We start from the raw sequence: 12,836 nt of genomic DNA on the forward strand, positions 1-12,836 counted from the left end.
GTTAATCGACCATTAATTGACGTCAAAGTGACCATAAAAAAGGCCAACTAATGTTGGCCTTTTTTATGGTCAAATGAATTGTATGCTAGGTTCACATGAATGTGAAAGAGTGGCGATGTTCAAGTCGTTCTTAGCCATCTCGGTCATTGCACCTACCTTACTTTCATGACTGAGCTTTTTGTCAGAACATAGTGCAACAACATAATGCAATAACATAGTGCGATAACAGTAAGCTAGCTATTATTTTAATCTAAAAGCACTAGGTTCTTAACTTGTTATTTTGCAGGGAAAAGGCATTATTGTGCGTTTATTCTTTCGCCATTAACCGCTTTGCTATCGTTAGCCATTAAATATACGTAAAGTGGCATGATATCTTTCGGTAAAGCAATTTCAGCTTTGTTTTCTGCGGGGTAAGCCACTGAGCGCATATCGGTATTCGTTGCGCCGGGATTCACTACGTTAGTCCTAAGCGAACTGTTTTCATATTCGTCCGCAATAACCTGCATGAGTCCTTCTGTGGCAAATTTAGAAACGCTATAAGCACCCCAATAAGCTTTACCTTTATTGCCGACACCTGATGAGGTAAATACTAAGGATGCATGGTCAGCTTTGAGTAACACAGGCATTAATGCTTGTGCTAATAAAAACTGGGCATTAACGTTAACTTGCATGACGTCTTGCCAAGTTTGTTGATTAATTTGGTTAAAGGGCGTTAACTCGCCTAGTATTGAAGCATTGAGTAATGCCCCATCTAATTGACCAAATTGATTATCAATGGTGGCGGCTAAGTCAATATAATTTTGCTTTGTTGCCCCTTTTAAATCTAACGGTACAATGGCGGGTTCAGGATAGCCCTTTGCAAGTATTTCATCATAAACTGCTTCTAGTTTTGCAACGGTTCTGCCTAATAAAATAACCGTAGCGCCTAACTCAGCATAAGTTAATGCTGCTTGGCGGCCAATACTTGCGCCCGCACCGGTTACTAAAATGGTTTTGTTGGCTAAAATTTGTGGTGTTATTGTATAGTCAAACATAAGATTAATTTTTGAAATAATTTGATAACAATATTACTACTTTCACTGCTATGCTGACGAGAGTTTTTCGTTACTAATCTACATTTGTGGAATAAAACTTTGAATAAATTAAAATATCACTAGCACTTGAACTATTCTTGAGGTAAGTTTAACTGGTCGAACAAGTTGAGTTTAATGCTGGTATAAGTATAAAAATCAACGATAATAATGAAAAATAATAAAGATATATTTAGCCAGTAGTTAAGTATATAAAATAAAGATAAGTCAGTGGGGAGATAAAATGAAAAAGTTAGTACTCAGTCTAGCAATAGCGAGCACATTAGGTTTAAGTGCTTGCCAAGACGAAACCATAACAGATGTTGAAAGTGAAGTGGTTGAAAACGGCACGGTCGTAACAGCCACAGCACGCGTTAAATTTGATCCAGCGGCGGGCGCTGCTGGACTTTCTATACCAAATGATTTGATTTTTTCTGGTACGGTTGATGGAACCTTAGAGATTCCTGTTGCCGACCCTACTGATGGTTCAGATCCTTTTGTTGCGATTAGTGCACTTGACGGTTGGTCAATTTCTCAACCTTTTCCCCTCGCTATTGAATTCCCAGCAGGAACTTCTTTAGATGCCAGTAGTGCTGCTGAACCTGGATCGGTAAGAGTTTTTGAAACCGTGATGGGTGGTGACGTCAATGACAGTGATTGTACCGCTGTAACTCGTGGCCTAGCCTGTAAAGTGATTGGCGAACTTACTTTTGGCCAACATTTTGTTACGCAAAAATCCGGCGACAATGTTTTGTTTGTCCCGATTCAACCCCTTAAAGCAGAAACGACTTATGTCATGGTGATGACGAATAATCTTCGTGATAACAATGGTAAAGCAGTTGCTGGCTCTAGTACTTATGAATTAGCGCGCCAAGATATCAATACCTTACCTTTGGGTAACGAGTCGCAATTAGGCTTACAAGGCGCGATTAATAGTTATGAAGCGGCTGTAATCGCTGCTGGCGTTGATAGCGATACTATTATTTATAGTGCTGCGATGACGACACAATCAACTACACGCGTATTAAGTACGGTTAAATCTTTAATGGCCGCTAGTGTACCTCAGATGGTTGCTAATGCTCAGCAAGGAACTCCAGCTATTGGCGTAGCTGATACCACTCTGTCAGTTGCGGATGTGTTAGCAGATCAAATTCCTGAAAGCTTGGTACCGTTATATTCTGCAGCAAACTATATTCGTGGTTCAATTACACTACCTTATTACTCAGGCGTACCCTCTGCGGAAAACCCACTAGCACCGGTGAATGATTGGTGGCGTGCCCGTTGTGATTCAGGTGCTACGCTGGCCGGATTAGCAGCAGCAAATCCAGCAGCAATTCCTGCTGGGCCATTAGATGCAAATGATGGCTTTTGTATGAACTTTGGTTTACGTGATTTAAGCTCAAGCTCAAATCCAGCGATAGCGGCTATTGATACTGAACGTAATTTAACTAAATTTAATCCAATTCCAACAGGAAAAATGTTGCCGATTGATGTGCAAATGACCACGCCAGATTTAGCCTGGGCTAACCCAGTGCGTGAAAGCATGGATTTACCAGCGTTAGAAGAGCCTGCAAATGGTTGGCCAGTAGCGATTTTAGTGCACGGTATTACCTCAACCAAAGAACAAATGTTACCCATTACCGGTATGTTATCTATATTTGGTATAGCAACGATTGCGATTGATCAGCCCTTACATGGTAGTCGCGGTTTTGATTTAAATGGCGATGATGTTGATGATATTAATGCCAGTACCGTATCAACCTTACATTATGTAAACTTGGGTAGCATGTTAAGTATGCGTGATAATACACGCCAAAGTACCTCGGATTTACTGGGTTTGCGTTTAGGTATGAACTTTTTAGGCGGTGCTGATAGCGATGGTAACCCAATAAAAATCGATAGTTCAAAAGTTCACCTGTTAGGTCATTCATTAGGTGGTATTTATGGGATTAATGCAGTTGGCTTAGCAAATACTGAGTTAAATCCACAAATCGATGGTTTATTTAAAATTGCCAGCACTTCTCTAGCCATGCCAGGTTTAATGTTGGCTAACTTTGGTTTGGATTCGCCAGCATTTGAAGGCTTAGCTAAATCTAATTTAACCTTACAGCTATCGCCTGAGTTTAAAGCAGCCGTTGAAGCAACTTTACCTGCCAATTATACCCAAGAAGAATTAAGTGCTTTCTACTTTGCTTTCTATGAAACTTTATCGGCTGAGCAAAAAGCCACTTTAAATGGCGGTTTCGCTCAATTTACTTTTGCAGCGCAAACAGTGACAGACTCGGGTGACCCTATTGCTTATGTACAAACATTAGCAGCGACTGAAACACCTACGCATTTAATCGAAGTTGTCGGTAATGGTGATGATAATTTATCAGACCAAGTTGTGACAAATAGAGCACCATTTACCCCTATGGGTGGTACTGAACCTGCGATTGCTTTCTTAGGCTTGCAAAGTGTGAGTGAAGACACTAATGGCTCAGGTGCAGTGAGATTTGTTAGTGGTCACCATAGTTCAATACTTGACCCTCGTCCTGTTGCCGCTTCACCAGATGCTGGGTTAAGTGCTAGAGCAACGCAAGAAATGCAATCGCAAGTGGCGGTGTTCTTTGCGACGATGGGACAATTAATTAAAGTAACTGACACTGCCGTTGTACAGTAGATTGCACAGTAGAGTATTCATGCACTTTGTGTTGAATAAAGCCTGCACCTTAGTCACAGTATTGAGTTAAGTTAGTTTTAATTAAATATTGTCGCAGGTTGACAAAATACTAACGGTCCATATCTTGGGCCGTTTTTTTTGGCCGGTATTTTATTTGTCTTGTAGTGCTTGTAGTACTTTTAATTCTGTAGCACTAAGGCCTAGTTTTTGATGGCACAGTAATGTTTTAGCTTAACGTACTTATGCCAGAGCAAAACTATACCAAAACTACACCAGGGCAAAGCTATGCTAAATAACGCTAGCCCGTGCTCAAAAGAGCAGGGTGTAAATCAGGTCAATTAGTTAACAATGTAATTGTGGTAGCGGATAAAGACGCATTTTCAAATACTACTCTGCAGTTTAGCCATTATTTTATAAAGCAAAGATTGGCTGACAGTGGCTTATTTATTTTCATTTAAGGGGTAACTTTAGTGAATAATTAGCTATTCCCCTTTTTTTACAAACTATATCCCCCATATTGATAACTAGAATAATCATTACAATTAATATACAACAATAGGGTTAACAGTTGTTAACCTGTTGTTTAGGAGAAAAATATTGGAATTTCTGTATGAATACGGTTTGTTTTTAGCTAAAACCATCACTTTCGTTATTGCGGTGGTTGCTATTATTATTGCTATTGCCTCTTCCGCAATGAAGCAAGGTGGTAAGAAAGGCGAGCTAGAAATTATTGACTTATCAGAGCAATATATTGAAGTTGAAGAAGATATTACCCACCACCTTTTATCTAAAGAAGAATTAAGCGAAAAAGAGAAAAAAGATAAGAAGGCGGCAAAAGAGCAAGCCAAAATCGATAAAAAAGCTCTCAAAGACGGCAGTGACGAAAAGAAAGCCATCCCACGTTTATTTGTTGTCGACTTTAACGGTAGTATTGATGCTAAAGAAGTTGGCTCTTTACGTGAAGAAATTAGTGCAATTTTAACTGTGGCTCAACCCAGCGATGAAGTTTTTGTTCGTTTAGAAAGTGGCGGCGGTATGGTGCACGGTTACGGCTTAGCGGCTTCACAACTCGACCGCGTACGTCAACGCAATATTCCATTAACGGCATCAGTTGATAAAGTGGCAGCCAGTGGCGGCTATATGATGGCCTGTGTGGCTAATAAAATCGTCTCAGCGCCATTTGCTATTCTTGGTTCTATTGGTGTTATTGCACAAGTACCAAATTTTCATAAGTTATTAAAGAAAAATGATGTCGACTTTGAGCAGTTTACCGCCGGTGAATTTAAACGTACGGTCACCATGTTTGGTGAAAATACTGATAAAGGCCGTGAAAAGTTTGTTGAAGAGCTTGAAGATACGCACGTGTTATTTAAAAACTTTGTTAGTGAGCATCGTCCAAGTCTAGATATCGCTAAAGTGGCAACAGGTGAGCACTGGTTTGGCACACAAGCAAAAGAATTAGGGCTTGTTGATGAAATACTAACCAGTGACGATTACTTACAGGCACGTTGTAAATCTCACAAGTTAGTGCAAATTAAGTATGCAACAAAGAAAGGTTTAGCTGAAAAGTTTTCAAAAGCAGCATCTTTGTCATTTGATAGTATTATAAGCAAGGTTTGGCAAAATAATCGTATTTTTCCAAGTTAATAGCTTTGGCTGATTTAAGCTAATAAGGTCATATCAATGGACAGTTTTTTTTGGCATAAATGTTGGGAGCGCAACAAGCTGGGTTTTCACCAAAGTGACATACACCCTTTATTGTCTCAATATTTCAAAAAACTGTCTTTACCCTCCGATCAGCATGTGTTTGTGCCGCTATGTGGCAAAACACTTGATATGGCCTATTTAGCGCAGTATTGGCAGGTTACAGGTAATGAATTAAGTGAAATTGCCTGTAGCGACTTCTTTCTCGAAAACAATATTGAGTATCAAAAAAAGACCTCAGGTGATTTTGAGGAGTTTTTTTGTCCTCAGCTTTCACTATTACAAGGTGATTTCTTTAAGCTTTCTGCAGACGCCATTCACCGCGTAGATTGGATATATGACCGTGCGGCCTTAATTGCGCTACCAACAACAATGCAGCAAGCATACGTTAAGCATTTGAAAACGTTTTTTTGCTCACATACACGCTTATTTTTAGTAACAGTTGAGTTTCCAAGAACGCAATTAAGTGGTCCGCCATTTTCGATAACAGCCACTGATGTACAACGCTTGTTTTCAGGCTTCAATATTGAATGTATTGCGACCCATGAGCTTAAAGATAAGCAATTTGCCCAGCGAAGCTTTGAAGTTGATTACCTGAGAGAAAAGCTATATATCATCACTAAAAAATAATAGTGGATGAAGTAAATATCTGGCTAAACATAGTGTTAGGTACTTATTTTTAAGGAAATAGCGGTTAATTTAAATAGCGCTCAGTTAAATTTTTATTAATGGAAGGGGAGTTTTGCTTAAAAGCTTAATTGAGTTTATTAGTGATGTATTTAACCTAACGGTTTTTATTTGACGTCATAAACTTGAGTAATATCTAGCAGTATAAATGCTGACCTATAATGATCAATCTTAAGCCTTCACTGCCTCCAACACACCTATGTTCCAATACACTTATGTAACCATTAATGTTACTTTGATTAGCTGCAATACCTTAGAAGGTATTCCTAAGCGCTTTAGATAGCTTACATAAGGTTAATTGAGTTGCTTTAGCTATTGATTGCCTTATATTTTCGTATAGTTTATTGGGCTTTAAATAACAAAAAAGGTGCTGTTGGGCACCTTTTTTTTGAAGATTAATAGTCAAAAAGTTAATGGTTAATTTAATAGCCATACTATTCAGCAAGCATCACCGCTTTGATGATAATTTCAGCGCCTTTGTTGACATGAAAATCCTTCATTGTAACTTGAGCGTGAGCTATTTTTTCGATAGGATTTATGACTATCGTATTTAACTTAATTGATTGTGCCAAGTGTAGTTTAGTGATTTCTACTAGTTCAACGGCGTTGATAGCCTGTACTTTAACTAATTGTGTTGCTTGGCTGTTACTTGCCACTAAAGCTAACATGGCGATAGTTGCTAATTTAAAAATGTTTTTCATAAGTCACCTGTAATAAAACGTTAATTGGTTTTATAGATGTTTTGGGACTCGTTCTTTTCAATGACAAACAAGGGTTGGGAGCCTGTTTGATTATTACCCGATTATTTCGGGGTAAAGATGAAGTCCTTCATCTATGGCGTGCATATTACGGTAAAACTGGTAAAGTTTATAATGACTATTTATAATGCCATTCATTAGAAAAACTAATCCGACATGCTTATGTCGAAAACTTGATGAATTATGCAAGCATAGATTCATTTTTAACGTAAATTTATAGGTGTATCTTGGCGAATAGACTCCCACCACTTAACGCTTTGAGGGCTTTTGAGGCATCTGCTAGGCAGTTAAGTTTTACCCGGGCAGCGGAAGAATTATTCGTTACTCAAGCAGCAATAAGTCATCAAATAAAAGCCTTGGAAGATAATTTAGGCATAAAATTATTTATGCGTAAAAATAGAAGTTTGTTACTGACAGAAGAAGGCCAGTCATATTATCTTGATATTAAAGATGTGTTTAATGCCTTACATGACGCCACAGAAAGATTATTAGCCCGCGGGGCAAAGGGTGCTATTACGGTCAGCTTGCAGCCAAGCTTTGCCATACAGTGGTTGGTGCCTAGGTTAAACACCTTTAACTTATTACATCCTGATATTGACGTGCGTATTAAAGCAGTTGACCAACCTGAAAATTCGCTTACTGAAGATGTTGATTTAGCAATATATTATGGTAGAGGGCGGTGGAGTGGTATTCATGCGGAGCAATTACATACCGAGTATTTGATCCCCGTGTGTTCACCTTTATTATTATCGGGTAGTAAACCCTTAGGTATAATTGATGATTTAGCAAATCATACTTTATTACATGATGCCTCGAGAAGAGATTGGAAAAGATGGTTTAAGCATGTTGACTTCAAAGGCGGTAATGTTAACCATGGCCCAATATTTAGTCATTCGGCGATGGTGTTACAAGCGGCTATTCATGGCCAAGGGGTTGCTCTGGCGCATAGTGTGCTTGCGAAACCGGATATTGATAGTGGTCGATTGGTTTGCCCATTTAAAGAAGTATTAATCAGTAAAAACTCTTATTACATTGTCTGTCGAGAAAAACAATTGGAATTAGGTAAAATAGCGGCGTTTCGCGAGTGGGTATTGCAAACGGTTGCCGACGAGCAAACTATGATTGATGAAGGGTAGCTAGTGTGATCAACAACGAATTATCAGTAAGTAACGAACTAAATAGCGCCAAAGACGCAAAAGCATTGGTCATATTTGCCCATGGTGCGGGTGCGGATATGCATCACCCGTACATTGAAGAACTTGTTGGTTTGATGAATGCTCAGCAATTGAGTGTTTTACGCTTTAACTTTCCTTTTATGGACAAGCGTAAACTTGATGGCAAAAGGCGACCACCGGACAGAATGCCCGCGCTAGTTGAGTGCTATCAAGCCATATTAGAAAAAGCCAATAGCACTTTACCGATATACATTGCCGGAAAATCAATGGGTGGTCGAGTAGCCGCGACTTTAGCGGGTGATAGCGTTTTAATGAAAAGTAATTTAATACGGGGCGTTATCTGCCTAGGTTATCCATTTCATCCGGTAAAAAAACCAGAAAAGTTACGCTTAGCGCCATTGCAAGATACACAATTGCCTGTGTTGATCTTACAAGGCGAAAGAGATGCGCTAGGTAGTGAAAGTGAAATTAAGCAATACGAAATTTCCTCACGTTGTCAGTTACATTACTTTAATGACGGTGACCACGATTTAAAGCCACGGGTAAAATCGGGTTACACCCTAAAACAGCATCAAACTACAGCGGTTCATAAAATGAGGAGTTTTATCGATGAAATTAATAACAGTTGCTAAACTACTGATGATATTTGTTGGTATCAGTGGGTGTTTTTCTGTATTATTCGGCGCTTGGTTAGCCCATGGTGGGCAATCGCTACCTTTGGCGTCACAAGAACGACTAATGACCGCATTAACGTATCAGTTTTTTCATACGTTAGCGCTAATGCTAACCATCATCTTATATAAGCTGCACGAAAAAGCTATGTTATTGATCGCAGGAATATTATTTGTGATTGGTATCGTATTTTTTAGTGGTAGTTTGTATATCAGAACGTTATTCGATGTGTTGAGTATTGGAAAGTTGGCGCCATCAGGCGGCCTGTCATTTGCACTTGCCTGGCTAGTGGTTGGATTTGCAGGTACTAAAATGTTTGACCAAAAGTTAGGTAATTAATTAAAATGACTGCAATAGTTTTATATTGTCGCCCCGGATTTGAAAAAGAATGTGGCGCAGAAATTCAAGAAAAAGCTTCATGGAATGAAGTATATGGCTATTTAGAGCTAACTAAAAACCAGGGCGTAGTTTATTTTCATTTAAATAAGCCGGAAGAGGGTGAGATTTTAATGGAAAAAATTCCATTAAAGCGACTTATTTTCGCTCGCCAATGGTTTGTCACGGTAACTGAAAAAATAGACTTACCTGACTACAATCGTGTTGAAGCCATTGTAGAAGTGTTAGGCACTGAGTGGCAATACGCTGATTTGCGTATGGAAACTCCTGACACAAATGACGGTAAAGAACTGTCGAAGTTTTGTCGTAAATTAGCAGTACCACTTCGACAAGCACTGAGAAAAGATAAAGTACTGACCGAAAAAGGTAATAAAGATGGCGCGGTGTTACATGCGTTATTTTTATCAGGCAAAGAAGTTATATTCGGCTTTTCATTAGCGCGAAATACTTCGCCACATGTGATGGGTATTCCACGTTTAAAATTCCCTAATGCCGCGCCAAGTCGTTCAACATTGAAACTTGATGAAGCTTTTTTATATTTTATTCCTAGAGAAGAATGGGATATACGTTTAACCTCAGGGATGAATGCAGTCGATTTAGGTGCAGCTCCAGGTGGTTGGACTTATCAATTGGTTCGTCGTGGCATGATGGTAACGTCAATCGATAATGGCCCAATGGCGGAGTCATTAATGCAAACGGGTCAAGTAAAGCATCGTACAATGGATGGCTTTAAGTACTTGCCGCAAAAGAAAAATGTTTATTGGTTAGTATGTGACATGATTGAAAAGCCACAACGCGTGGCAAAGCTGATGAGTGAATGGTTATTAAAAGGCCTATGCCAAGAAGCTATTTTCAACTTGAAATTACCCATGAAGGGGCGTTATCAGCAAGTTAATGATGACTTACAAACGATGAAAGATGCTTTTTCTCTGCACAATGTAAAATATGAATTGTATGCCAAGCATTTGTACTATGACCGCGAAGAAATAACCGTTCACGCTAGGTTATTATCTCCGCCGCCGATGGATATTTAGTGACTTTCTACTAACAATATTTTGAAAAAAAAGCCCTATATTTCTGATGGATTTTAGGGCTTTTTTATATTTTAAGTTTATATATCTGCTAATACTGTTGTTTTACTATCAAATACACCGCTGTTATACATCAAGAGATAATCTTCCTTTTTATAAAAAATAGTAATGCTAATGAGAGGATAGCGTATGATTTTGGTTCACCGACTGTTACCGCATTTGACACGCCTTGAATGACTATATTTTGAAAAGCGATAACCTCGCTGCCACCATTGACCTTAGCTTTCAATTCAAGTGTTAACAAGCTTCCAGTGTCTAAAATGGATGACGAAAATGCTTTAAATTCATTACTGAGTAATCGAGAATTTACCGTCATGGGATCGTTAAGCGCTATTAAGCTATTATCTTCTAAGCGGTAATTTTGTAGGGTATTTTCATTGCTTATACTTTGAAAGATTGTACTGTATGGATTGTTGTCAATACTGTAGCGCCATAAAAATTGGTCACTACTTTCAAAGTCGCCCATTGCCGCCATGTCGATAAAAAATGTTAATGCAGATAAATTTTTGATGTTGATTTTCCACTTAGCGAGGGCATCATCGATTGGATTATTCAAGTTGACGGTATCAACAATGCCAAAAAAAGCTTGTGTATTGGTACTCGAAACAATGCCTAAACGATCAGATGTTGCTATTTCACTGTTATCTAATAATGCGTTGGGTATATTTAAACCGACATCTCGTTGATAGATTTGAAAGCCATCGTTAATACTTGAAAAAGTATTTTTAAATGGATTAGTATAGTTAATATGTGTCGATGAATGGGGTGTTAATAGCTCATGATTAATCAATGATGCATGGCTATTACCGGTAAGAAGGTAGCTGCATATTATAGCTATAGTTTTTAGGTGAAATGGCTGCATAACAAAGTCCTTTTTGTCTTTAATATTTTGCTATAAGTTCCTCTAAGAAGTATTCGCTTTATTTGAAAAAGCAGGTAATTAACCGCTTTAAATACAATTAGCTTCATCCTTGGAGCAGGTTAGTATTACAGTAGTTTATAGGACGAATGTTAATAAATAGCCTATAAAACCTTAAACAGTATAGCGCTAGTGTTAATAAATGCGAATTTACCCAAGCCAACAATGTGAATCGACCTAGTAATTGAAATTATTGAACATTAAATACTATTAGGTCAATTTACACTAAGGCCAGAAAGCACTCAGTGATTGTTATCAGAAATAACCTTACTTGTTGATCACTTAGATTTGCTTACTAAGGTTAAAAATATATAAGTGTGGGACTAATTATTTGGTCAAAAGATGTTAAAAACTCTATTTTAAATAAAAAGTAACGACGTTCCCTTAAGTAAAAGAAATATTATGAATAATCCTAATATTTACATCTTCATATAAAGGAAAACAATAATGAAAAAACTACTTTTAGCCGCAATTTATAGCATAGCATTACTAAGTGCAGCGACGACATCTGCTAATAATAACAAGCTGAATACGGTAGCTATATTTGATGCACAACACCCTCCAGGCAATATTGCTATTACGCCGTCGGGCAGAAAGTTTTTGTCAATACACGGATTTTACGGGCAAAAGCAAAAAATTATGGAGTTGTTCAAAGACGGTACAACAAAACCTTATCCTAATGAAGCGTGGGCGTATGCTTACAATAACGGTAAAGGTTTTTATGATGTACTAGGTATTAATGTATCAGCCAATGGTATTTTATGGATGCTAGATACATCAGGCCCTGATCACGCTGGACGATTAGTCGGTTGGGATACTATTAACGAGCAGCTTCATAAAATCATTTATTTAGCAAAGCCAACAATTACAGAGACCTCGTTTTTAAACGACCTAGCGGTTGATAACAAAAATGGATACATCTATATAGCAGATACAGCACAAGGCAGCCAAGCCGCGATTATTACTGTAAATATTAAAACAGGTGCAGCGCGAAGAGTGCTGCAAAACAGCCATTATACTACTGCCGAAAACATCAACATAGTTATTGAAGGTCGCACTATGAAAATTGGGGGACAAGCGGCACGTTTAGGTGTAAACCCAATTACCCTTGAGCCAAATGAAAATTGGTTATACTTTGGCTCTATGTCAGGTACATCGATATATCGTATTGCTACCAGCGCAATGATAGATGAAAGTCTATCAAGTAAAGCGCTTGAACAAAAAGTAGAGCGCTATGGTACTAAGCCAATTTCTGATGGCATTATTGTAGATGGAGGTGGCAACGTTTATGTAACGGATATTACTAACGGCGCTATCGGTGTGGTTAAGCCCAGTGGCGATTATGAAGTGTTATTTAAAGATGAGCGACTCGTGTGGCCTGATGGCTTCAGTTATGGCGCTGATGATAAAATTTACTTCACTGTGAATGAACTTCACCGTTCACCGCCACTTAATGATGGTAAAGACGGTAGCCAAGGCCAATTTAGCGTGCTTTCTTTTGAGCCGCTCGTTACAGGTAAAGTAGGTCGATAAGTGCCCCCTAATTCAGAAATAACTAATTGACACTATTAGCATTGAGCAGTCCTTTAGGGCTGCTTTTTAGAAGCTAAAGCCGCTTTATTACTGTATTCCAACATGGATAAAAGGGTCAGCTTTTAGCAAGATGATGAAGGTTTGTGAACCTCTATTTTAGTTTGTGTTT

The 12,836-nt window shown here is 38.4% G+C and carries 11 protein-coding genes; 8 read left to right on the top strand and 3 right to left on the bottom strand.

The genetic code is table 11. From position 1 onward, the window contains the following. Window positions 1–296: 296 nt before the first annotated feature. Entirely contained in the window at window positions 297–1,034 is a 738-nt protein-coding gene (locus H4J61_RS14365; protein WP_182185659.1) for a YciK family oxidoreductase, read from the bottom strand. A gap of 280 nt (window positions 1,035–1,314) precedes the next feature. Between H4J61_RS14365 and H4J61_RS14370 the strand changes: the two genes are divergently transcribed. The 3 genes from H4J61_RS14370 to H4J61_RS14380 all read left to right on the top strand — a co-directional run bounded on the left by H4J61_RS14370 (window position 1,315) and on the right by H4J61_RS14380 (window position 6,066). Continuing rightward, window positions 1,315–3,732, top strand: a complete 2,418-nt coding sequence (locus H4J61_RS14370; RefSeq protein ID WP_182185661.1) for a VolA/Pla-1 family phospholipase — start codon at window positions 1,315–1,317, stop codon at window positions 3,730–3,732. A 597-nt stretch (window positions 3,733–4,329) separates the two neighbouring features. After that, window positions 4,330–5,379, top strand: a complete 1,050-nt coding sequence (sohB, locus tag H4J61_RS14375; RefSeq protein WP_182185663.1) for a protease SohB — start codon at window positions 4,330–4,332, stop codon at window positions 5,377–5,379. Window positions 5,380–5,415: 36 nt separating this feature from the next. Next, window positions 5,416–6,066: a thiopurine S-methyltransferase gene (locus H4J61_RS14380; protein ID WP_182185665.1), complete on the top strand. Its 651-nt coding sequence runs from the start codon at window positions 5,416–5,418 to the stop codon at window positions 6,064–6,066. A gap of 491 nt (window positions 6,067–6,557) precedes the next feature. Here H4J61_RS14380 and H4J61_RS14385 read toward each other — a convergent pair whose 3' ends face one another. Next, on the bottom strand, window positions 6,558–6,824 hold the full coding sequence (locus H4J61_RS14385; RefSeq protein WP_182185667.1) for a hypothetical protein: 267 nt from the start codon (window positions 6,822–6,824) through the stop codon (window positions 6,558–6,560). Between the two features lie 284 nt (window positions 6,825–7,108). Here H4J61_RS14385 and H4J61_RS14390 point away from each other — a divergent pair, with 284 nt between their 5' ends. The 4 genes from H4J61_RS14390 to rlmM are packed head-to-tail and all read left to right on the top strand — an operon-like array spanning window position 7,109 to window position 10,158. Then, on the top strand, window positions 7,109–8,017 hold the full coding sequence (locus H4J61_RS14390; protein ID WP_182137608.1) for a transcriptional regulator GcvA: 909 nt from the start codon (window positions 7,109–7,111) through the stop codon (window positions 8,015–8,017). A 5-nt stretch (window positions 8,018–8,022) separates the two neighbouring features. Beyond that, window positions 8,023–8,688, top strand: coding sequence for an alpha/beta family hydrolase (locus H4J61_RS14395; RefSeq protein ID WP_182185670.1), 666 nt, complete (start codon window positions 8,023–8,025; stop codon window positions 8,686–8,688). Beyond that, on the top strand, window positions 8,666–9,067 hold the full coding sequence (locus tag H4J61_RS14400; RefSeq protein WP_182137610.1) for a DUF423 domain-containing protein: 402 nt from the start codon (window positions 8,666–8,668) through the stop codon (window positions 9,065–9,067). Before H4J61_RS14395 ends, H4J61_RS14400 begins: the two co-directional genes overlap by 23 nt. 5 nt (window positions 9,068–9,072) lie before the next feature. Next, window positions 9,073–10,158, top strand: a complete 1,086-nt coding sequence (gene rlmM, locus H4J61_RS14405; protein ID WP_182137611.1) for a 23S rRNA (cytidine(2498)-2'-O)-methyltransferase RlmM — start codon at window positions 9,073–9,075, stop codon at window positions 10,156–10,158. Window positions 10,159–10,288: 130 nt separating this feature from the next. On the opposite strand, the gene H4J61_RS14410 is transcribed toward rlmM, so the two are convergent. Further along, window positions 10,289–11,077: a hypothetical protein gene (locus tag H4J61_RS14410; RefSeq protein ID WP_182185672.1), complete on the bottom strand. Its 789-nt coding sequence runs from the start codon at window positions 11,075–11,077 to the stop codon at window positions 10,289–10,291. A gap of 504 nt (window positions 11,078–11,581) precedes the next feature. Between H4J61_RS14410 and H4J61_RS14415 the strand changes: the two genes are divergently transcribed. Further along, window positions 11,582–12,667 (top strand): L-dopachrome tautomerase-related protein, encoded by a 1,086-nt coding sequence (locus tag H4J61_RS14415; protein ID WP_182185675.1) that lies wholly within the window; start codon window positions 11,582–11,584, stop codon window positions 12,665–12,667. Window positions 12,668–12,836: the final 169 nt, after the last annotated feature.

Origin of the sequence: Colwellia sp. MB3u-4, assembly GCF_014077065.1 — a bacterium.
Classification (GTDB): domain Bacteria; phylum Pseudomonadota; class Gammaproteobacteria; order Enterobacterales; family Alteromonadaceae; genus Cognaticolwellia.